Origin of the sequence: Arthrobacter sp. zg-Y1171, assembly GCF_025244845.1 — a bacterium.
Taxonomy (GTDB): domain Bacteria; phylum Actinomycetota; class Actinomycetes; order Actinomycetales; family Micrococcaceae; genus Arthrobacter_B.
Genome location: NZ_CP104264.1, coordinates 361,567 through 381,871 on the forward strand (window position 1 = coordinate 361,567; position 20,305 = coordinate 381,871).

The 20,305-nt window shown below is 66.9% G+C and carries 17 protein-coding genes and 2 tRNA genes; 6 read left to right on the forward strand and 13 right to left on the reverse strand.

Going from position 1 to position 20,305, the window contains the following annotated elements; translation table 11 throughout:
* Positions 1–17: 17 nt before the first annotated feature.
* The 3 genes from N2L00_RS01790 to N2L00_RS01800 all read right to left on the reverse strand — a co-directional run bounded on the left by N2L00_RS01790 (position 18) and on the right by N2L00_RS01800 (position 2,461).
* Positions 18–1,451, reverse strand: a complete 1,434-nt coding sequence (locus tag N2L00_RS01790; protein WP_374676623.1) for an NAD(P)/FAD-dependent oxidoreductase — start codon at positions 1,449–1,451, stop codon at positions 18–20.
* A gap of 44 nt (positions 1,452–1,495) precedes the next feature.
* Positions 1,496–2,227, reverse strand: coding sequence for a GAF and ANTAR domain-containing protein (locus tag N2L00_RS01795; protein WP_255863682.1), 732 nt, complete (start codon positions 2,225–2,227; stop codon positions 1,496–1,498).
* Between the two features lie 158 nt (positions 2,228–2,385).
* Positions 2,386–2,461, reverse strand: a tRNA-Arg gene (locus N2L00_RS01800).
* 303 nt (positions 2,462–2,764) lie between these two features.
* On the opposite strand from N2L00_RS01800, the gene N2L00_RS01805 reads away from it, so the two are divergent.
* A complete protein-coding gene (locus N2L00_RS01805; RefSeq protein WP_255863683.1) occupies positions 2,765–4,651 on the forward strand; it encodes a phosphoenolpyruvate carboxykinase (GTP) in 1,887 nt (628 codons plus the stop codon).
* Between the two features lie 67 nt (positions 4,652–4,718).
* Here the strand turns inward: N2L00_RS01805 and N2L00_RS01810 are convergent, their stop codons facing one another.
* Positions 4,719–5,171 carry a hypothetical protein gene (locus N2L00_RS01810; protein ID WP_255767423.1) on the reverse strand — a complete coding sequence of 151 codons (453 nt, stop codon included), beginning with the start codon at positions 5,169–5,171 and terminating at the stop codon, positions 4,719–4,721.
* Positions 5,172–5,173: 2 nt separating this feature from the next.
* Positions 5,174–6,580 (reverse strand): phosphomannomutase/phosphoglucomutase, encoded by a 1,407-nt coding sequence (locus N2L00_RS01815; RefSeq protein ID WP_255863684.1) that lies wholly within the window; start codon positions 6,578–6,580, stop codon positions 5,174–5,176.
* Between the two features lie 97 nt (positions 6,581–6,677).
* Between N2L00_RS01815 and N2L00_RS01820 the strand changes: the two genes are divergently transcribed.
* Positions 6,678–8,834: a RecQ family ATP-dependent DNA helicase gene (locus tag N2L00_RS01820; protein WP_255863685.1), complete on the forward strand. Its 2,157-nt coding sequence runs from the start codon at positions 6,678–6,680 to the stop codon at positions 8,832–8,834.
* A gap of 64 nt (positions 8,835–8,898) precedes the next feature.
* Here N2L00_RS01820 and N2L00_RS01825 read toward each other — a convergent pair whose 3' ends face one another.
* Positions 8,899–9,741 (reverse strand): alpha/beta fold hydrolase, encoded by an 843-nt coding sequence (locus tag N2L00_RS01825; protein ID WP_255863686.1) that lies wholly within the window; start codon positions 9,739–9,741, stop codon positions 8,899–8,901.
* A 153-nt stretch (positions 9,742–9,894) separates the two neighbouring features.
* Between N2L00_RS01825 and N2L00_RS01830 the strand changes: the two genes are divergently transcribed.
* Positions 9,895–10,470 carry a hypothetical protein gene (locus N2L00_RS01830; protein ID WP_255863687.1) on the forward strand — a complete coding sequence of 192 codons (576 nt, stop codon included), beginning with the start codon at positions 9,895–9,897 and terminating at the stop codon, positions 10,468–10,470.
* Here N2L00_RS01830 and N2L00_RS01835 read toward each other — a convergent pair.
* Complete coding sequence (locus tag N2L00_RS01835; RefSeq protein WP_255863688.1) at positions 10,433–11,269, reverse strand: crotonase/enoyl-CoA hydratase family protein; 837 nt, start codon at positions 11,267–11,269, stop codon at positions 10,433–10,435. The two genes, N2L00_RS01830 and N2L00_RS01835, sit on opposite strands and share 38 nt — an antisense overlap.
* An 89-nt stretch (positions 11,270–11,358) precedes the next feature.
* Between N2L00_RS01835 and N2L00_RS01840 the strand changes: the two genes are divergently transcribed.
* Positions 11,359–11,916 carry a hypothetical protein gene (locus N2L00_RS01840; RefSeq protein WP_255767430.1) on the forward strand — a complete coding sequence of 186 codons (558 nt, stop codon included), beginning with the start codon at positions 11,359–11,361 and terminating at the stop codon, positions 11,914–11,916.
* Between the two features lie 41 nt (positions 11,917–11,957).
* On the opposite strand, the gene N2L00_RS01845 is transcribed toward N2L00_RS01840, so the two are convergent.
* From N2L00_RS01845 to N2L00_RS01860, 4 genes are all read right to left on the reverse strand, one after another.
* Entirely contained in the window at positions 11,958–12,998 is a 1,041-nt protein-coding gene (locus tag N2L00_RS01845) for an aldo/keto reductase (protein WP_255863689.1), read from the reverse strand.
* 11 nt (positions 12,999–13,009) lie between these two features.
* Complete coding sequence (locus N2L00_RS01850) at positions 13,010–13,636, reverse strand: GNAT family N-acetyltransferase (RefSeq protein WP_255863690.1); 627 nt, start codon at positions 13,634–13,636, stop codon at positions 13,010–13,012.
* Between the two features lie 82 nt (positions 13,637–13,718).
* Positions 13,719–13,806 (reverse strand) — tRNA-Ser (locus N2L00_RS01855).
* A gap of 74 nt (positions 13,807–13,880) precedes the next feature.
* Positions 13,881–16,010 (reverse strand): prolyl oligopeptidase family protein, encoded by a 2,130-nt coding sequence (locus N2L00_RS01860; RefSeq protein WP_255863691.1) that lies wholly within the window; start codon positions 16,008–16,010, stop codon positions 13,881–13,883.
* Between the two features lie 97 nt (positions 16,011–16,107).
* Here N2L00_RS01860 and N2L00_RS01865 point away from each other — a divergent pair, with 97 nt between their 5' ends.
* Both N2L00_RS01865 and N2L00_RS01870 read left to right on the forward strand, forming a co-directional pair.
* Entirely contained in the window at positions 16,108–18,129 is a 2,022-nt protein-coding gene (locus N2L00_RS01865) for an FAD/NAD(P)-binding domain-containing protein (RefSeq protein WP_255863692.1), read from the forward strand.
* 211 nt (positions 18,130–18,340) lie between these two features.
* Positions 18,341–19,291: a zinc-binding dehydrogenase gene (locus tag N2L00_RS01870; RefSeq protein WP_227923933.1), complete on the forward strand. Its 951-nt coding sequence runs from the start codon at positions 18,341–18,343 to the stop codon at positions 19,289–19,291.
* A 74-nt stretch (positions 19,292–19,365) separates the two neighbouring features.
* Here the strand turns inward: N2L00_RS01870 and N2L00_RS01875 are convergent, their stop codons facing one another.
* A complete protein-coding gene (locus N2L00_RS01875; protein ID WP_255767440.1) occupies positions 19,366–19,824 on the reverse strand; it encodes a hypothetical protein in 459 nt (152 codons plus the stop codon).
* Positions 19,825–19,918: 94 nt separating this feature from the next.
* Positions 19,919–20,110, reverse strand: a complete 192-nt coding sequence (locus N2L00_RS01880) for a hypothetical protein (RefSeq protein ID WP_255767441.1) — start codon at positions 20,108–20,110, stop codon at positions 19,919–19,921.
* Between the last annotated feature and the right edge of the window lie 195 nt (positions 20,111–20,305).

A 20,305-nucleotide genomic window follows, 5' to 3' on the forward strand; every position in this document is an offset into this window, starting at 1 on the left:
CCGGGACCGGCATGATGTCAGAGACCGTACTTTTCCAACAGCCGGAGCCACACCTCGCTGATGGTGGGGTACGCGGGCACGGCATGCCAGAGGCGGTCCAGCGGCACCTCGCCGGCGACGGCAATCGTTGCCGCCTGCAGCAGTTCCGAGACGCCCGGTCCCACGAAGGTCACCCCGACCAGCACTCGCCGGTCCTCGTCCACCACCATCTGCGCCCAGCCGCGGTAGTTGTCCGCATACAGCGAGGAGCCGGCGACGGCGATTTCCAGCGATGTTTCCGAGACGTTGACGCCGTCCGCCCTGGCCTGCTCGAGAGTCCGCCCGACCATCGCCGCTTCCGGGTCGGTAAACACCACCTGCGGCACGGCGTAATGGTCCGCGGTTGCCGTGTACCGGGTCCAGGCAGCCGGTTCGGCGCTGCCGGGTTCCTGCCTGGCCCGCGCGGCGATCACGTCGCCGGTTGCCCGCGCCTCGTATTTGCCCTGATGGGTGAGCAGCACCTTCCCCGCGGCGTCCCCCACGGCGTACAGCCATCCGCCGTCGACGCCCAGCACCCGGCCGGAATCGTCGGTGTCCAGCGCTTTCGGGGCCAGGCCGATGTCCTCAAGGCCCAGCCCGTCCAGGGCAGGACGGCGCCCGGTGGAAACCAGCAGCCGATCCCCGCCCACGGTGTCGCCGCCCTCGAGCGATACTTCCACGCCGCCGTCGTCGGACTTCCGCACGGACGCGGGGGAGGCGGAAGTGCGCACGTTGACGCCGTCGGCCTCGAGTCCTTCCCGCACCAGCGTACGTACCGGGTCGGGGAAGGAGCCCAGGATGTCGTGCCGGGCCAGCAGTGTTACCTTCGAGCCCAGGCGCGCGTAGGCCTGCGCCAGTTCGACGCCGGACACCCCGCCGCCGATGACGACGAGGCGGCCGGGAATCCCGGTGGCGGAGGTGGCGTCCCGGGTGCCCCAGTACTCAGTGGTATCCAGGCCCTCGATCGGTGGAACGGACGGGGTGGAGCCGGTGGCGAGGACGACGGCGTGCCGCGCGGAGATCCGCAGGGTCCGGCCGTCGTTGGCGGCCACTTCCACCTCGCGTTCTCCCGTGAGCCGTGCCCGGCCGCGGACCAGTTCAATGCCGGCGCCTGCGACCCACTCGGCCTGGCCTGCATCATCCCAGTTGGAGGTGAACGAGTTCCGGCGCTCCAGGACGGCATCGGCGTCCAGCGTGCCGGTGACCGCCTCACGGGAACCTGCCAGCGACTGTGCTTCCTTCAGCGCCGTGCCGGGCCGCAGGAGCGCCTTGGAAGGCATGCAGGCCCAGTAGGAGCATTCGCCGCCCACCAGGGCCGCTTCCACCAGGACGGCGGCCAGCCCGCCGCGGACAATGCGGTCTGCCGCATTCTCTCCCACGGCGCCTGCACCAATCACCACTACGTCGGTCTGCAGAGTCTCAGTCATGGACATGAGCCTTGCACCGCGGCGGGAGCGGGGCAACCGGGTAGCTTGTCCTACCCGTCGAAATACGTTTCTGCGGGTCGTCCGTTCACCGAGGCCACCACGGATTCGGCGACCTCGCGCAGTTTCATGTTCCGGTGGCTGGAGGCTGCACGCAGGACATCGAAGGCCTGCTGCTGGGAGCAGCGGCTCTGTCCCATGATGATGCCGATGGCAATATCGATGCTGGTGCGGGAACGCATGGCGGCCACAAGGTCCTCTGCCCTTGCGGTTGTGTCGGTAATGCGGATGGCCAGCCGTACGGCTGCCGCAGCGTGCCGGGCAAAACTCTCAGCCGCCTGCACCGTGGCGTCGGGAAAGGCGTTTTCGCGGTCTGCGTACAGGTTCAGGGCGCTGAGGTAGTCGCCGGACAGGGCAATGGGCACGGCGAGGATGGAGCGCAGGCCGCGACGGGAAACCTCGCTGGTGTAGTCGGGCCAGCGCTGCTCGGCGGCCAGGTCCTTCACAAGGACCGTTGTGCCGCTGCGTGCTGCGGTGAGGCAGGGGCCATCGCCGTAGGAATACTGGATCTCATCCAGGTGCCTGGCCTCCTCGCTGCTGCTGGCAACGACACGGGGCCGGGATTTGTGCAGGAGCGTCACGGCGCAGGAGACGGGGCCGTCCGGCCCGGAGAATTCGCGGGAGGCCAGGACTGCTGACCTGTTGAGGAAATCCTGTACATCCGGGCTCTCCAGCACCAGATCTATGAGTACCGAGGGCAGCTGCGTGGAATTCGGACTGGGCATACCGGCGTCCTTAGGGGTCCGACGGCTGCGGGAAAGGCCTTCCGGCGCAGGCTGCCGGCCCGGTTGCTTACCGACCACCCTACGCAGGGCAGGAGCGGGTATCCAGAGACAACAAAAAACCCGGCCCGATCAGTTGTCCTGATCGGACCGGGTCCGAGTGGTGCGCGCGAAGGGATTCGAACCCCCAACCTTCTGATCCGTAGTCAGATGCTCTATCCGTTGAGCTACGCACGCATAAGAACTATTGTATCAAAACCGATTCTCATCGGTTTCTTTCAAGTTCTTCCGTGGCTGTTTGGCCGTAGATAACTATAGCGGGCTTTTGAGGGCAACACCAATCGAGAAGCATGTCGTCTATGTCACTAGACCGGTCTACGTGACCTTGGTCACATTAGAGTAGGGGAGAGGCCCTGATTCTCTTGGATTTGTGGGACCGATCACGAATGCGGCAATAAAGGTGCGATCTTTACCGGCAAAGCGTCCCGAAAGGCACAACTAGCATCAAAACACACCACTGACCCAACGAAGGGAAGAGTCATGGGCCATGACGCGCGTCAGCTAGTTCTCGATGAGAACGGCGAGAATGCTGCAAGCCAGCCGCTGGACAGCACCACGGGAGAGGCTGCTGCACCCACCACCCACCAGGCCCTCCTTGCGTGGGTAAAAGAAGTAGCCGAGCTGACGCAGCCTGACCGCGTGTACTGGGTCGACGGTTCCGAAGAGGAAAACCGGGCCCTCACGAATGAACTCGTGGATGCGGGCACCCTGGTGCGGCTGAACCCCGAGACCTTCCCGAATTCCTTTGCTGCCTTCTCGGACCCCAAGGACGTGGCCCGGGTCGAAGAGCAGACCTTCATCTGCTCCGAAAAGCGCGAAGACGCCGGCTTCACCAATAACTGGATGGACCCGGGCGAGATGCGGGCCAAGCTCAACGGCCTCTTCGCCGGTTCCATGCGCGGGCGCACCATGTACGTGGTGCCCTTCGTTATGGGCCACCTTGCCGCGGAAGACCCGAAATTCGGCGTCGAAATCACCGACAGTGCTTACGTGGTCGCCTCCATGCGCATCATGGCCAACATCGGCACCGACGTGCTGCGCAAGATGGAAGAGCTGGACGCCTTCTTCGTGCCGGCACTCCACTCGGTAGGCTTCCCGCTGGCCGAGGGCGAAGAGGACGTCACCTGGCCCTGCAGCGACGAGAAGTGGATCGTGCATTTCCCCGAGGACCGCTCCATCTGGTCCTACGGTTCGGGCTACGGCGGCAACGCGCTGCTGGGCAAGAAATGCTACGCCCTGCGCATTGCCTCCATCATGGCCCGGGACGAAGGCTGGCTGGCCGAGCACATGCTCATCCTCAAGCTCACCAGCCCGGAGAAGAAGGACTACTACGTCTCCGCCGCCTTCCCCTCGGCCTGCGGCAAAACCAACCTGGCGCTCCTGGACCCGACCATCGAGGGCTGGAAGGTCGAAACCCTGGGTGATGACATCACCTGGATGCGGTTCGGCAAAGAAGGCGAACTGCGTGCGGTGAACCCGGAGGCGGGCCTCTTCGGTGTCGCTCCCGGCACCGGCTGGAGTACCAACCCCAATGCCATGCGTGCCATCGCCAAGGGCAACTCCATCTTCACCAACGTGGCACTCACCGACGACGGCGGTGTCTGGTGGGAAGGCATGACGGATGAGGCGCCGGCGCACCTCACCGACTGGCTCGGGCAGGAATGGACGCCCGACGCCGGCCGCCCGGCAGCGCATCCGAACTCGCGCTTCTGCACGCCGATCGACCAGATCGACATGCTGGCAGACGAATACCACTCACCGAACGGGGTTCCGGTCTCGGCCATCCTGTTCGGCGGGCGCCGCAAGACCACCGTTCCCCTGGTGACGGAGGCCCGCGACTGGGCCAGCGGGATCTTCATGGGCTCCACGCTGTCCTCCGAAACCACCGCTGCCGCCGCCGGACAGGTGGGCGTGGTCCGGCGCGATCCGATGGCCATGCTTCCGTTCATGGGGTACGACGCCGGCGACTACCTGCGGCACTGGATCGAACTCAGCGGCAAGGCCAACCAGGAGAAGCTGCCGAAGATCTTCCTGGTCAACTGGTTCCGCCGCACGGCCGACGGCGGGTTCGCCTGGCCGGGCTTCGGAGACAACGCCAGGGTGCTCAAGTGGGTCATTGAACGCCTCGAGGGCAAGGCGGATGCGGTGGAAACCCCCATCGGGTTTGTGCCCACGGGGGATTCCATTGACCTCACCGGCCTGGACATGACCCCCGAGGACGTGGAGCAGGCCGTCCGCGTGGATCCGCAGGAGTGGGCCACCGAGCTGGACGGCATCGACGAGTGGTACCACCGCTTCGGTCCCACCCTGCCGCAGGAACTGAAGGACCGGCTGGCCGAGCTGAAGGACCGCTTCGCCACCGCCTGACCCGCAGGCAAAAGGGAAGCCCCGCCGAAACGCCGGCGGGGCTTCCCTTTTGCAGTGCTAGGGCTGGTTACTCAGCGTCGGCCCAGACGATGGGCTCGCCGCCCTCCCAGATGGGTTCGTTGAACGTCCACTCGCCGTCCTGCTCCGAGTAGGTCTGGATGGCGGAGATGCAGACGCCTTCGGAGTGTTCGGTGACGATGTGGATGGCGTCGGTGTTTTCCTCCGGCAGGTGGATGTCGGAGAACACGGCGACCGCGCGGTTTTCGCCCTTCTGCTCGGTCAGCACCGTGTACAGGTCCTCGATCATCGAGTCCGCATCCAGGTCCTCGTCGCTGTCCTCGGGGGCGACGGCGATCATCCGCAGTTCGCCGTCGTTCTGCACCACGAGCGCGGCCGGCAGGAACGCACCCTGCGCCTCAAGCTGCTCCTGCGTCACGCCGAGGGCGGTGCCCAGCAGGGAGTTCAGGTCCTCCTGGACCTCGGCGGAGGGCTCTGATCCGTTCAGTTCTACATCAGCCATTGTTATTTCCTTACTAGTTTCAATACGTGGTCGCGGACCCGCTCCATGGTGGGCAGATCCTCTGCTTCAGCGTTCAGACGCAGGAAGGGTTCGGTGTTGGACGCGCGGAGGTTGAACCACCACGAGCCGTCGTCGGCGGTGAACGTCACACCGTCGAGAGTGTCCACCGTGACGCCGTCGCGCTCGAATTCGGCGCGGACGCGGGCAACGGCGGCCGGGACATCCTCGACCCGGGAGTTCACTTCGCCGGAGGAGATGTACGGCTCGTACTCGCGGGCCAGATCCGAGAGGCTGCGGGGCTGCTCGCCCAGGGCCGCGAGCACGTGCATGGCCGCAAGCATGCCGGTGTCGGCGTTGTAGAAGTCGCGGAAGTAGTAGTGGGCGGAGTGCTCGCCGCCGAAGACGGCCCCTTCGCTGGCCATCACTGCCTTGATGAAGGAGTGGCCCACCCGGGTGCGGACGGCACGGCCGCCGTCGTGCGCCACCAGTTCGGGCACGGCGCGGGAGGTGATCAGGTTGTGGATGATCACGGGTGTCTCTTCGCCGGCGGCCTTGGCCCGGGCGATCTCGCGGCGTGCGACCAGGGCGGTGACGGCGGAGGGGCTGACCGGCTCGCCCTTTTCGTCGATCACGAAGCAGCGGTCGGCGTCGCCGTCGAAGGCGAGGCCGATGTCGGCGCCGTGTTCGACGACGGCGGCCTGCAGGTCACGCAGGTTCTCCGGCTCCAGCGGGTTGGCCGGGTGGTTCGGGAAGGACCCGTCCAGTTCAAAGTAGAGGGGAACAATGTCCAGGGGCAGCCCGGGCAGGATGCTGTCGCCAAGCACTGCGGGGGTGGTCATGCCGGCCATGCCGTTGCCCGCATCCACCACTACCTTGAGCGGCCGGATCCCGGACAGGTCCACCAGGTTGCGCAGGTACTTGGCGTAGTCGGACAGGACGTCCCGGACGGAGATGGAACCCGTGGCCGCCGCCGCCGGAATGACGCCCTCGTTCAGGTACTGCTCGGCGAGGGCCTGGATCTCCTTGAGCCCGGTCTCCGAGGAGATGGGCACGGCGCCGGCCTTGGCCATCTTGATCCCGTTGTACTGCGCCGGGTTGTGGCTTGCGGTGAAGGTCACACCGGCCGCATTCATCACTCCGCAGGCGTAGTAGAGCTCGTCGGTGGAAATCAGGTCCAGCAGGAGCACATCGGCGCCGCGGGCGGTGGCGCCGCGCGCGAAGTCGCGGATGAACTCGGGAGAGGACGGACGCATGTCACCGCCAACCAGTACCGTCTGCCCGGACAGGCCCTGGACGTCTACAAACGCGGCCCCTACGGCCTCGACGATCTGCGGGGTGATGGTCTCGCCCACGACGCCGCGGACGTCGTAGGCCTTGAAGGACGCGGAGAGGTCGAATGCATTGTTCACGTTGGCCAGTCTATAGGGGGCGCCCGCCGCGGCGGTCTTGTCCACAGTTCAAATCCGGTGCAGGGAACAGTTCCAAGGGGCTGGGATAGTGGATGGTATGGAAAGCACTGATACGCAAGGCACCGCTTCTGACACTGTTTCCGAAAGCACGCGTTCGCTGCACAGCGAGGCTGTGGAGCTGCTGCGGGCGCTGGTGGGCAATGACTCCGCGGAGTTCCACCAGGACCAGTTCGAAGCCATTGAGGCCCTGGTGGCCGGCGGACGCCGCGCCCTGGTGGTCCAGCGCACCGGCTGGGGCAAGTCCGCGGTGTACTTCGTCGCCAGCCTGCTGCTGCGGGCACGGGGGGCAGGTCCCACGCTGATTGTTTCCCCGCTGCTGGCGCTGATGCGGGACCAGGTGGCCGCCGCCGCGCGGGCCGGTGTCCGCGCGGTAGCCATCAACTCCGCCAACCAGCTGGAGTGGCAGGACATTTCCGCGAAACTCGAGGCCGACGAGGTGGATGTGCTGCTGGTATCCCCGGAACGGCTGAACAATCCGGGGTTCCGCGAACAGCACCTGCCCGAGCTGATCCGGCGCTCCGGGCTGCTGGTGATCGATGAAGCGCACTGCATCTCCGACTGGGGCCATGATTTCCGTCCGGACTACCGCCGCATCCGCCACCTGATTGAGCGGCTGCCCTCCACGGTTCCGGTGCTGGCCACCACTGCCACGGCCAACAGCCGCGTGGTGAAGGACATTGAGGAACAGCTCGCCGCCGGCGGCGAAGACGTCTTCACCATCCGCGGCCCGCTGGCCCGCAAATCCCTGCGGCTCGGTGTCCTGCGGCTGCCCAACCCCAAGGCGCGCCTGGCCTGGCTGCTGACGCACCTGGACGAGCTGCCCGGCAGCGGCATCATCTACGCGCTGACCGTCTCCGGCGCCGAAGACACCGCCCGGCTGCTGCAGAAGGCCGGACATCCGGTCCTTGCCTACACCGGCCGCACCGACCCGGCGGACCGGGAAGAGGCCGAAGCCGCCCTGAAGGAGAACCGGGTCAAGGCGCTGGTGGCCACCAGTGCGCTGGGCATGGGCTTCGACAAACCCGATCTGGGCTTCGTGATCCACCTGGGCGCGCCGTCGTCGCCGGTGGCGTACTACCAGCAGGTGGGTCGTGCCGGCCGTGGCACCCCGAACGCCGATGTGCTGCTGCTGCCGGGTGCGGAGGACCGTGATATCTGGCAGTACTTCGCCACATCCTCCATGCCGTCCGAGGGTCCGGCCACCGCGGTGCTCTCCGAGCTGGCCTCCGGGGAGGTGCTGTCCGTCGGTGTGCTGGAGACCCGGGTCAACCTGAAGCGCTCGCCGTTGGAACTGCTGCTGAAGGTCCTGTCCGTGGACGGCGCCGTCGAAAAGGTGTCCGGCGGCTGGCGGGGCACCGGGCAGCCGTGGCATTACGACAGGGAACGCTATGAACGCATTGCCGCTGCCCGGGTGAAGGAACAGCAGGCGATGCTCGATTACGAGAGCACCACCGGCTGCCGCATGCAGTTCCTTTCCCAGCAGCTCGACGATCCGGCAGCCGCGCCCTGCGGGCGCTGCGACAACTGTGCCGGCCGCTGGTTCGGCGACGACGTCGCGGCGGAGGCCACCGACAACGCGGCCCAGGCGCTGGACAAGGTTGGCGTGGAGGTGGATCCGCGCGGAATGTACCCCTCGGGCATGGACCGGCTGGGTGTGCCGGTCAAGGGCAAGATCAAGCCGGACCGGACGGTTTCCAGCGGGCGTGCCCTGGCCCGGCTGACCGACCTGGGCTGGGGCGGACGGCTGCGGGAGATCTTCGCCCCGGGCTCCGAAGACATGCCGGTGGACTCGGCACTGCTTCACGGCTGCGTGCAGGTCCTGGCGCAGTGGGGCTGGGCCGAACGCCCGGTGGCCATTGTGTCCATTCCGTCCCGGTCCCGGCCGCAGCTGGTGGACTCGCTCGCGAGCGGCCTCTCGGAGCTTGGCCGGATTCCGTATCTGGGGACGCTCCAGCTGCCGCACGGCGGACCCGCAGGCGGCCCCGGCGGCAACAGTGCCTTCCGGCTGGCCGCCGTCTGGGACCAGTTTGCGGTTCCTCCGGAAGGGGCCGCCTGGTTCGCCGCGAACCCCGGACCGGTGCTGTTGGTGGACGACTTCGCGGACAGCCGCTGGACCCTCACCGAAGCCGGGCGGGTGCTGCGGGAAGCCGGGGCCGAAGCGGTGCTGCCGTTCGTGCTGGCGCTGAAGGCCTAGCGGCGCCCTGCGGTGCAACAGCGGCGGGACGGGCGAACCCGTGCCGCCGCTGACTTCCCACCGGTTATTTGCCAACAAATTCCAGCAGGGCTGCGTTGACCTCGGCGGCATGCGTCCACAGGAGGCCGTGGGGCGCGCCGTCGATCTCCACGTAGTCCGCTGCGGGGACCAACTTCCGGAAGCGGCGGCCCGTGGCGTCGATCGGCAGGATGTTGTCCGCCGTGCCGTGCAGGATCATCACGGGCTTGCCGCTTTCGCGGACGGCATCGACGTCGGCCCTGAAGTCTTCAATCCAGGTGGGCACCACGGCGTAGGCGGCGACCGGCGCGCTGGAGATGGCCACGTTCCAGCTGGCGGTGACGGCCTCCTGGCTGATGCGGCTGCCCAGGTTCTCCTTCAGGTTGTAGAAATCGGAGTAGAAGTTGGTGAACCAGGCGTAACGGTCTTCGCGGGCGGCTGCTGCGATGCCGTCAAACACGTCCTGCGGCACGCCCTCGGGATTGTCTTCCTTGGCCACCAGGAACGGCTCGAGCGAGGCGAGGAAAGCGAGCTTGGCAATGCGGTCATGGCCGTGCCGGCTGACGTAGCGGGCCAGTTCCCCGGTGCCCATGGAGAAGCCGACCAGGATCACGTCGCGCAGGTCGAGGGTTTCCAGCACGGTGTTGAGGTCCGCCGCGAAGGTGTCGTAGGCGTAGCCGGAGCCGACTTTGCTTGACTGCCCGAAGCCGCGCCGGTCATAGGTGATGACACGGTAGCCTGCCGCGAGCAACTCGCGGGTCTGGCGCTCCCAGGAATGGCCGTCCAGGGGATACCCGTGAATCAGCACTACCGGCTGGCCGGCGCCCTGGTCTTCGTAGTAGAGGTGGATGGCGGTGCTGTTTTCGGTGCCAACTTCGATGTAACCCATCAGGGGTTCCCCTCTCGGATCGGGCGGGAACGGCCGTTCCCGTTGCGAGGAAGATGCTAAGAGAAGGAACGCCATTCGGTAAGCGTGCGGGCTGCCCGCAAATGCTGCAGACTCTATCCGGGAGGCGGCACGTGTAGCCGGGAGGGGAAGCGCATGCGTCAGGATGATTCGCAAGAGCCGGGCACCAAACGCAGGGCGGACCACAACGCGACACGGTGGCTGGCGGCGGCGACAGGTGCCGGAGCAGTGCTGGGCGCGGCCTGGCACCTCGCCGGCAATCTCCCTTTCCTTCCGCAGAACTGGTTCGGCTCCCTGCTTGTCGGTTTCGGCGCCGGGATCCTGGCCGCGGCGCTGCTCGTAGTCGCCTGGGTGCTCACGGCACGGTGGGAGGGCAGACGGGGGATCCGGCAGCAGCGGGGAGCCCTGGCAGCGCTCGCAGGACTCGCAGTGTTCAGCGTTCCCTTCACCCCGGATCTGGTCTTCAGCCCGGTTTTCGGGGCTGCCCTGCTATTGCTTGCGGTGCGGACCCGCGATGCCCGGACTGCGGCGATGGGCATCACGGCACTTGCTGCAGCGATCGTGCCTGCGGTGTTTCCTGACCTGCCCGGGGCGCCGGTGATGCTGGGGCTGGTGACCGTTGCCGCCCTCTCGATCGCGGTGCGGCCGGGCAGAACCTCGCCCTCCGGAAACCCTACCGGCCGCGGTAAACCGGCGGACGCCGTTCAGTGAAGGCAGCGGTAGCCTCGCCGAAATCGTGGCTGGCCAGGAACGCCGTGTTCCAGACCTGCACATAATCCAGCCCATCCTGGACCTGCGCCTGGGTCCGCCGGTTCATCACCTGTTTGACGCCCTGCACCACCAACGGGGGATTCGCAGCTATCTGCACGGCCAGCTCGCGTCCGCGCGCGACGACGTCGTCCGCCAGTTCCGTGACCAGGCCGAGGGCCGCGGCGCGGTCGGCGTCGAAATCCTCTCCGGTCAGGGCCAGCTGCCGGGTAGCGCCTTCACCGATGATGGCGGGCAGCCGCTGCAGCGAGCCGAGATCCGCCACGATGGCTACCCGAACCTCACGGACGCTGAAGCGCGCGGTGCGGGAGGCAATACGGACGTCCGCTGCGGCAATAACGTCAATGGCTCCGCCGATGCACCAGCCGTCCACCGCTGCAATGACCGGCTTCGCGCAGCGGGCCAGCGAGGTGACGGCGTCCTGGAGGTCCTTGATCTGCCGGCGGAAACCTTCGCGCAGCTTGGCATCCATGCCGCCGGCGGCGAGCAGCGGCGCGAACACCGGAGCCATGGCGGGCAGGTCCAGGCCGTAGCTGAAACTCCCGCCGGAGCCGTAGAGCAGGACGGACCGGACGGCGTCGTCGGTGCTGAGCGCGTCAAACACTGCGGGCAGCTCGACCCAGAAATCCGGTCCCATGGCGTTGCCTTTGGAGGGTCCGATCAACTGCACTTCGGCCACGCCGTCATGAATTTCGACACTCAGGGATTTCAGGGAAGGCAGTGAAGCGGCGCTGGACGTCATGGCATCTCCGTTGATTTGGGCGTCATTGTGCTGGACGTCAATATACCGGTCGTTTTAAGGCCCGAAGAAAGCAAAGCTAGGATCAAGGTATGGAGCTTGCGGTTATCATCCTCTTCGTCCTATCCATCGCTGTTTTGAGTGCGCTCTGGGGCAGGTTCGAGAAGCGCCGCGCCGCCAACCCCAAGCCGGAGGCAGGCGCTTCCAGCGGTGCCGACGGTTCGGGCGGTGCACGCCCGGCGCGGCCGGCACGGCCTGCACGTCCCCGTCCCGAGCCGGCGGCAACCGGCACGTCGCCGCAGGCCGCCAGGGATGCTGCCGCGCTGCTGAGCGCAGATCAGCACCGGCAGATCTATGCCGCCCTCGGACAGGGCCAGCCGGTAAAGGCGCTGAAGCTCTACGCGATGTTCACCGGCGCCGGCATCCGTGCCTCGGGGGCTGCCATCACGAACATGGCTGCGCACCCGCAGCCGTATGTACGGCCCATTCCGGACCCCGGGTCCGCGGCCACGCCCGACGCCGCGAAGCCCGGTGCTGCCGCGCCGGATGCAGCCAAACCCGCAGCCGGGGCAGAATCAGAAGCGGTCCGGGAAGAAGAGATCAGCAAATGGGCGCAGAAGCTGCGCCCCGAGGACTTCCTCAAGCCGTAGGGCACTCAGGGGCCCCGGAACTCCCAGAAGCACAGCAGGCGTTATCGCCCGGCCCGGCCGCCCTCGAGCAGACGCTCCCGCTGGTTCCGGCCGTCCGGACCGTACGGATAGTTGCCGACCTGCGGGACGCTCAGCTCCGTCAGGCGCTGCTTTTCCTCGTCGGCCAGCACCAGGAACGCCGCCCCCAGGTTGTCAGCGAGCTGGTCCGTCGTGCGCGCGCCGAGGATTACCGAGGTCACTCCGGGACGGTCCGCCAGCCAGGCCAGTGCCACCTGTGCCGGCGTGGCGGAGTGTGCGGCAGCCACCGTCCGCAGTTCGTCGACGATCCGCCAGGTCCGCTCGTTGTGGCTGCGCAGGTCCCACCCCTGGAACTGCCGCGTGGGGTTGTCGCCCACGCGCGTGTTTCCGGCGGGTACCGTCTCGCGGTGGTACTTGCCGGTGAGCCAGCCGCCGGCAAGCGGCGACCAGGGCAGCAACCCCAGCCCGGCGTCGAGCGCAGCTGGAACAATCTCGGATTCGATCTCCCGCTCAAGCAGGTTGTACTGCGGCTGGAGCGTGACCGGTAACGCCCATCCGTGTTCGCGGGCCACATAGACGGCCTTGGTCAGCTGCCAGCCGGTGAAGTTGGAAAGCCCGTAATAGCTGATCTTCCCCGCGGTGATGGCGTCATTGAGGAAGCCCAGGCTCTCCTCGAGCGGAGTGCAGGGATCCCAGGCATGCAGCTGGTACAGGTCCACGTGGTCCACGCCCAGCCGGGTCAGGGAGTCATCCAGCGCGCGGCGCAGGTGGCGCCGGGACGTGCCCAGGTCGTTGGCCCCGCCGCCCATCGGGAAGCGCCCCTTGGTGGCCAGGACGACGTCGGCCGCTTCCATTGGATGGGCGTGCAGCCAGCGGCCGATGATCTCTTCGGACGCACCGGTTGTGTAAACATCCGCGGTGTCCACGAAGTTCCCGCCGGCCCGGACGTAATCGTCGAGGATGGCGTGCGAGGCCCGCTCATCGGATTCGTTGCCGAAGGTCATGGTGCCCAGCGCATAGTTGCTGACCGAGGTTCCACTGTTGCCGAGCAGTCGCATTTCCATGGATAGTTCCTTCACGGTAGGGAAGCTGGTGAACCGGCTGCCAGCTTATCCGCCGAGGGGTCTGAAAGCTCCCGGTCCCAGAGGTCCCGGCCCGGAAGGTCCCGGTCCGAAAGCAGGGCGGCGAACAACAGCGAATCCCGCCGCTTCCCGCGCACCAGCCGGTGTTCCCGGAGTCGGCCTTCGAAGGCGAAGCCGTTCTTTTCCAACACCCGGACCGAACCCGCGTTCTCCGGATGGCAGGTGGCCTCCACCCGCACCAGCCCCATCGGACCGAAGGCATGGCCGAGCAGGAGCGCTGCGGCCTCGGTGGCTAGGCCCTGCCCCCACACATCATGCGCCAGCGTATATCCCAGTTCCCCGTTGCGGTCGGACGGGCTGGTGGTCCACACCGCCGCCGTCCCCACCAGGCGGTCCTGGAACAGCACGGCCAGCGTGAACCGGGTCCTCTCCAGGGCAGCAGGTTCAGCGGCAGCATCCGCGACGAAGGCCCGCGTATCGGACCAGGTATTGGGCCCCCACGTGGACCACTGCGTGACCACCGGATCGGAGGTAAACGCGTGCACGGCGTCGACGTCGTCGGCCCGGAAATCCCGCAGCGTCACCCGCGGTCCGTGAAGCAGGAGGCTGTCCCGTGCCATAGCTGCGTGCCCTTCTGAAGCGATTCGGTGGTGAATCTAGGGTAGACGCAAAAAAACCCCCGGTTGCCCGGGGGTTTCAGCGCGGAGACGGGGGGATTTGAACCCCCGGTGGGCTTTAGGCCCACACTTCATTAGCAGTGAAGCCCATTCGGCCGCTCTGGCACGTCTCCAACTTGCAACGCCGGCAACTTCCGCTGCCAGCCTGACAAGACTACCGGCAACTTGCCGATTAGGGCAAAACGCCTCAGCCCAGTCTTCCGGTGAGCGCTTCCCAGAGGAATTCGTAGGACATGGCGTGCATCCGGGCCGACTGCCGGTTGTCCGCCGCACCGGCGTGCCCGCCCTCCAACGCTTCGTGGAACCAGACCTTGTCCGCACCCATGGCCTTCATCCGGGCAGCCATTTTGCGGGCCTGCACCGGACCCACCCGGTCATCGCTGGTGGCCGTCCAGATCAGCGTGGGCGGATAGGAAACGTCTTCCTTGATCAGGTGGTAGGGGGAGAAAGTCTGAACGAACTCCCACTGCGCGGGATCGTCCGGGTCACCGTATTCGGCGATCCAGGAATAGCCGGCGGAAAGCTTGGTGTAGCGGCGCATGTCCAGCAGCGGCACCCCGCAGGACACAGCACCGAACAGGTGCGGATAGGTGGTGAGCATGTTGCCCACCAGCAGTCCGCCGTTGCTGCGTCCGGTGCAGCCCAGATGTTCCCGGGAGGTAACGCCGCGGGCCACGAGGTCCTCGGCCACGGCGGCGAAGTCCTCGTAGGCCCGGTGCCGGTTTTCCTGCAGGGCGGCACGGTGCCATTCGGGTCCGTATTCCCCGCCGCCGCGGATGTTGGCCAGCACATAGACTCCGTGCCGTTCGACGCCGTCGGCGTCCGTGGTGCGCCGCTCCAGCCAGCCGCGGCCCACCACGCCGCTGTACGTGGGGGTCAGGGAGGCTTCGAATCCGCCGTACCCGTTGAGCAGGGTGGGGTTGCCGCCGTCGAGCACCAGATCCTGCGGGCCCACCTGGAAGTAGGGAACCTTGGTGCCGTCCGCGGACACGGCGAAGTGCTGTTCGACCGTCAGTCCCGCGGCGTCGAACATGGTGGGTGAGGTCTTGACCGCTTCGGCCCGGCGGCCGTCCGGGGAACCGGGACCGGCGAGCGTGCCGCGGGACAGCGTGGAGGGCGTGAGGAAGCCGGTGCTGATCAGCCAGTAGTCGTTGCCGGCGTCCTCATCCTCGTCATCCACGGCGTACGCGTCCACCGAGTGCAGCGGCGGGCAGGCGTCCAGGATGTCCGCCCGCCAGCCGTCTTCGGGGGTGAGGACCAGGATTTCGGAGCTGACATCGCGCAGCAGGTTCAGCAGCAGCCGGTCCCGGGTCCAGCTCCAGGACTGCAGCGACGTGGACGCATCCGGGGTGAAGATGCGGTGGACGCTCCGGTTTCCGGCGGTGAATTCGTCCAGCGACGCGGCCAGCAGGGAACCGGCGGGGTGCGTGACGCCGTCGAGCTCCCAGTCGGTACGCGGCCGCAGCAGCAGCCACTGGCGGTGAACATCCACGTTCACGTCCAGCGGGACATCAAGCTGCACCCAGTCGCTGCCCTCCCGCAGGAAGGTACGCGTGTTGTAGAAGTCGATGATGTCCACGGCCAGGTCCCGTTCGAAGCCGGGCGTCTGGTCCCGCTGCACCACGGCCATCATGTGGTCTTCCGGAACCTCGAAGAAGGGTTCGGCGTCCAACAAGTCCTGCCCCCGGTGCAGGATGCGGCTGGTGCGCGGGTAGGAGGAGGTAGTCATGGAACCCGGGCCGAAGTCCGTCCCCACATACAGGCTGTCCTCACCGGCCCAGCTAATCCGGCTCTTGGCCGCGGGAATGTCGAAGCCGCCGGGCACGAAAGCGCGGTCGACGACGTCGAACTCCCGGTAGCGGGCCGCGTCACCGCCGTCGGGGGAGAGGGCCACCAATGCACGGCGGTAGGAAACGCCGTCCTGCGGGCGCAGGAACATAGACCCGCCCCACACCCATTCGATCCCCTCGGCCGCGCTGAGCTCATCCAGGTCCAGCAGCACCTCCCACTCGGTTTCCGTTGCCGTGTAGCTCTCCCACGTGGTGCGGCGCCACAGGCCCTTCGGGTGTTCTGCGTCGCGCCAGAAGTTGTAATAGTGCTCCCCGCGCTTGGCGACCATGGGGATCCGGTCCGTGGAATCCAGGACTTCGAGCAGCCGTTCCTCCGTCTGCTCGAATCCGGTGCGCGAGAGCAGGTTTTCGGTCACGGCGTTCTCGGAGCGGACCCAGTCCAGCTGCTTATCTCCGTAGATGTCCTCCAGCCAGAGGAACTCGTCGGTAGGGGCTGAATCGGCGGCGTCGAGGTTCGGGGATGTCATGCGCCCATCCTAGCTACCGAGGCTTTCCAGTCGTGCTCGACGGGGTGTGCCCGCCTGCCCGAACCCGCGCCGCTCCGGCTCCGGATACCCTAGATGGATGGATCACACGCAGAGTTTCCGGGTAGCTGTCATTGGCGCAGGACCCCGCGGCCTCTCCGTAGTGGACCGGCTTCTGACCAACCGGCGGGCCGGTGCGCAGCGCCAGCCCCTCCGGATTGAGCTGATTGACCCTTTTAACCCGGGTCCGGGCCACGTCTGGCGGACCAATCAGTCGCGGCTTTTCCTGATGAACACACCGGCGCTGTTCCCCACCGTGGTCCCGGCCGGGGATACGGTCCGCGACCTGCTGCCCTCGCCCGCCGGACTCTCCTTTAACCAGTGGCGCGAGCTGATGGGTGCCGGCACCCGTGCGGCGGATGGTCTCTCCGCCGGTGACCGCCAGGAGCTGGCCGCGCTTGGTCCCGCGGATTTCCCCAGCCGTCCGTTGTACGGGCGGTATCTGGAGTGGACCTACGACCAGTTGCGGAAAACCGCTGCCGACGACGGCGTGGAGCTCGTACACCGCCGCACCGAAGCCTTGGGCATCTCCCGCGAAGCGGACGGCCGGCTGATCGTCGAGCTGGAAGGACAGCAGGTCCTGGCAACGGACGCCGTGGTGCTGGCCCTGGGGCACCTGCCCGCACTGCTTTCCCCGGAACAGGCACGGCTGCAGGACGCCGCCCAACGCCACGGACTGACCTACCTTCCGCCTGCCGTGCCGGCGGACGTCGACTTCTCCCGCCTGCCCGCCGGGGAACCGGTACTGGTGCGCGGACTGGGTCTGAATTTCTTTGACGTGATGGCTGCCGCCACCGTCGGCCGCGGCGGGCGGTACGTCGCCACCGGGCAGCCCGCCGGCCGCGCCCTGCGCTACGAACCCTCGGGCCGGGAACCGCAGCTGATCGCTGCCTCACGCCGCGGCACCCCCTACCGGGCCAAGGCGAAGCTGGACTCCTACGTCCCCCGCGGAGTGCACCTCCGCTGGCTGACCCGCGAGAGGGCGCTCGCCTTCCGGGCCGACGGCCTGCTGCCCGGTTTTGACCACGATCTCTGGCCCCTGCTGCACCGTGACGCGGTCTGGGCGTATTACAGCACGCTCGCCCGGGTGGCCCCCGGCGAGCTGAACGGCACCGCCGCGCAATTCTCTGACCAGCTGGAAGCTGCCCTTAACCTTCCGGGCCCGGAGTGGGATGCCGCGAAGGAAGCGGTGCTGGACGCCTACGTCCCGTCCAACCGCCGCACCAATCTTGAAGCCCTGGCCCAGCCGCTGGGACGCCGCCCCTTCAAGGGTGCCGCCGACGCGGACAACGCCGTCCTGGCCTATCTGGAGGAGGACGCCGCCGGAAGCGCCGCCGGGGAAGACGACCCGTTGAAGATGGCAATCGGGGCCCTGAACGCCGGACGCAGCCTCTTGAAAGCAGTAGTGGCCGACGGCGGCCTGGCCGAACCTTCCTGGCTCACCGAGCTGCGGGGCTGGTTTGAGCCGCTGGTCGAGGGCCTGGCCAGCGGTCCGCCGCCGGAGCGGATCGAACAGCTGGCGGCCTTGGTCCGCGCCGGACTGGTGCACTTTGTCGGGCCGGATCCACGCTTTGACGTGGACGAGGCCCGGGGCATGTTCACGGCCTCATCCCCCTGGGTGGGCACTGAATACGCAGCTTCCACCCTGATGGAGGCCATGATGCCGCCCAACCGGGTGGACCGCAGCGTCTCACCGCTGCTGGCAGGACTGATCCGCGACGGCCTGGCCCGACCCAAGGTCATGATGTCCGCCGACGGTACCCCCGTGATGACTCCCGGGCTGGACGTTACCTTGCCGCCTTATCGGGCGGTGGGCGTCAGCGGCGAACCGGTGGAGAACCTGTTTGTGCTGGGGCTGCAGTTGTCCTCGGTCCAGTGGGGAACGGCGATTGCCGCCGAGGCCGGCGCTCCGGCAGCGGAAGGTTCACGGACGTTGCAGGACGCCGACGCGATAGCCGCTGCGGTGCTGTCCGCTGCCGCGTCCACCGCTGCGGTTCCGAATTCGCGGGCCACGGCCCCGGAACCGTCGGCCGGCCAGGACCAACCTGCTGTGCTGGGCTGAACCCGGCTTTCAAGCCTGCACGTCGCACAGTAACAGTGGCGGTGAGGGGCGCCGGAGCGGCGCGCCCAGCGCTCAGCGGCGGGTGAACCTGGCCCCTGCCAGAGTGTGCCGCGCCGATAAAATCGGCATCAGCGGGGCTGAACCACTCCATTTCGTGCTCCTATCCAGCACGGCAGCCGCCTCGCGAATCAACCCGAGAGGACACGTTGTGATGAAAGCTTGGCAGTACATGGGGGACCGCAAACCGATCCAGCTGAACGAAATCCCGGAGCCCGTTCCGGCACCCACGCAGGTCATCATTGACGTCAAGGCGGCGGGCCTGTGCCACTCCGACGTGATGTACATGGAGGTCGGAGAATCCGCCATGCCGTTCCTGCCGATGACGCAGGGGCATGAAAACGCCGGCGTGATCACCGCGCTGGGATCCGAGGTGACCGGCTTCCAGGTCGGGGACGTCGTCGGCGTATGCTCCTCCGGAGTCCAGCCGCCTACCGGCATGTTCACTCCCGGCGGCTTCGCGGACAAGCTCGCTGCGGACTACCGCGACCTGGCCCGCGTTCCCGAGGGCCTCGATATTTCCCTCGCTGCCCTCGCCACGGACGCCGGCATGACCTCCTATCACGCCATGATCAAAGTCGGGAAGGCAGCCAAGGGCATGAAGGTCGGCGTGATCGGCTTCGGCGGCCTGGGGCAGATCGGCGCCCGCGCCGCCGTCCTGGCCGGTGCCGAAGTGCACGTAGCCGAGATGAAGGAAGAAGCCTGGGCCAATGCCAAGGAGGCCGGCGTAGTTTCCTGCGTCAAGGACGCCGCGGAATGGGTCACCGACCCGCGGCGTGGCGGCGACTTCGACCTCATCGTTGACTACGCAGGGTTCGACACCACGCAGAAGGCCGTGAATGCGGTCCGGCGCGGCGGCAAGGTGGTCCAGGTTGGCCTCGGCAAGCCCACCTTCACGGTGGCGACCAACACCATCCTCGGCAAGTCCATTGAGGGTTCCCTCGGCGGCACCGTGGAAGACATCGAGGAAGTCTTCGACCTGATGCTCCGCGGCGAGATCACTCCGGGGTACGAGGAAATCAGCTTCGACCAGGTCGGTGACGGGCTTGAGCGGCTCAAGAACAACCAGGTGCTGGGGCGCTTGGTGGCCCGCTTCGGCGAATAGCTGTTAACGGCGAATAACCGTTAACGACGGCGGCTGCGCACCTTCCAAGGTGCGCAGCCGCCGTCGTTCTGTCCCTAGCCGTTGTAGGTCAGCGAAAGCATCATAGCTTTCAGTTGCTGGTAGATGTCGGTCTGCATCCAGGCCCGGGCTGCGGCGTCGTCCGCGAAGGCTCCGGGATCAATGAGGGCTTCGAACCTGATGTCGCCGTCAGACATGAAAACCGTGCCGTAGGCATTGCCGCCATCCATACCATCCGCGTCCGGCAAGCCGTCATCCTCAAGCTGGACATAGTAGCCGCGACTGGGAGATCCCGGTGCTGCGTAGGTCGGACGGGATTCAAACTGGAAATAGACAGGCTCGCCAACCTTGTTCGTGTAGCCGGGCAGTTCCTGTACGTCGTACATGATGTGCCCCGGGCTAATTACTGAGATGTTGTGGAGGTCGGCTCCACTTTCAAACTTGGCTACCGGGTTCCCGGTTGAGTCCAAAATGTTGAAGGCCGCCGGTGACAGACCGACGCTATGGGCAAGCATGGGCAGCGGTTCGGTCGGAACGGCCGACCATCCGGCCGGAAGGGTGAAGCTGTGCAGCCCGTTGGGGGTGGTGACGGTGACCGGTGCTGCCGGTTCAGGAACGGGCGTTTCCGTGGGCGCCGGCGTCGCTGACGGTGTTGCAGCAGGCGTTGTCGCTGACGCCGTCGCCGACGGTGTTGCCGAAGTGGACGGTGTGGCCGTCGGGCTCTTCGACGGTGCCGGCTCGGCGGCCGTCTCCGCGCCGCAGGCGGTCAGTAAGGCAGCGGACGCGAGAACCAAGGCGCATATGCGGGCCCGGCGTGAAAAAGAAGCGGTCAATCCAATCAATTCCCCCAGTAGTTCGGCGCGGAGTTTCCGGGCCGGTGAGAGGGAGACTAACAGTGCGCCAGACGCCCTGGGGTGTGTCGCGTTCAAGTGTAGCCAAGACGTAATACGACGGCGGCCCGCACCTATTGGTGCGGACCGCCGTCGTCGTTTACCT

Excerpts from the sequence above, each read along its gene's own strand:
- N2L00_RS01835 (WP_255863688.1), bottom strand. The coding sequence starts at position 11,269 with ATGACGTCCAGCGCCGCTTCACTGCCTTCCCTGAAATCCCTGAGTGTC.
- N2L00_RS01865 (WP_255863692.1), top strand. The coding sequence starts at position 16,108 with ATGGATCACACGCAGAGTTTCCGGGTAGCTGTCATTGGCGCAGGACCC.
- N2L00_RS01840 (WP_255767430.1), top strand. The coding sequence starts at position 11,359 with ATGGAGCTTGCGGTTATCATCCTCTTCGTCCTATCCATCGCTGTTTTG.
- N2L00_RS01850 (WP_255863690.1), bottom strand. The coding sequence starts at position 13,636 with ATGGCACGGGACAGCCTCCTGCTTCACGGACCGCGGGTGACGCTGCGG.
- N2L00_RS01825 (WP_255863686.1), bottom strand. The coding sequence starts at position 9,741 with ATGGGTTACATCGAAGTTGGCACCGAAAACAGCACCGCCATCCACCTC.
- N2L00_RS01820 (WP_255863685.1), top strand. The coding sequence starts at position 6,678 with ATGGAAAGCACTGATACGCAAGGCACCGCTTCTGACACTGTTTCCGAA.
- N2L00_RS01795 (WP_255863682.1), bottom strand. The coding sequence starts at position 2,227 with ATGCCCAGTCCGAATTCCACGCAGCTGCCCTCGGTACTCATAGATCTG.
- N2L00_RS01845 (WP_255863689.1), bottom strand. The coding sequence starts at position 12,998 with ATGGAAATGCGACTGCTCGGCAACAGTGGAACCTCGGTCAGCAACTAT.
- N2L00_RS01830 (WP_255863687.1), top strand. The coding sequence starts at position 9,895 with ATGCGTCAGGATGATTCGCAAGAGCCGGGCACCAAACGCAGGGCGGAC.
- N2L00_RS01810 (WP_255767423.1), bottom strand. The coding sequence starts at position 5,171 with ATGGCTGATGTAGAACTGAACGGATCAGAGCCCTCCGCCGAGGTCCAG.
- N2L00_RS01805 (WP_255863683.1), top strand. The coding sequence starts at position 2,765 with ATGGGCCATGACGCGCGTCAGCTAGTTCTCGATGAGAACGGCGAGAAT.
- N2L00_RS01790 (WP_374676623.1), bottom strand. The coding sequence starts at position 1,451 with ATGTCCATGACTGAGACTCTGCAGACCGACGTAGTGGTGATTGGTGCA.
- N2L00_RS01875 (WP_255767440.1), bottom strand. The coding sequence starts at position 19,824 with ATGCTTGCCCATAGCGTCGGTCTGTCACCGGCGGCCTTCAACATTTTG.
- N2L00_RS01870 (WP_227923933.1), top strand. The coding sequence starts at position 18,341 with ATGAAAGCTTGGCAGTACATGGGGGACCGCAAACCGATCCAGCTGAAC.
- N2L00_RS01880 (WP_255767441.1), bottom strand. The coding sequence starts at position 20,110 with ATGCGCCTTGGTTCTCGCGTCCGCTGCCTTACTGACCGCCTGCGGCGC.
- N2L00_RS01860 (WP_255863691.1), bottom strand. The coding sequence starts at position 16,010 with ATGACATCCCCGAACCTCGACGCCGCCGATTCAGCCCCTACCGACGAG.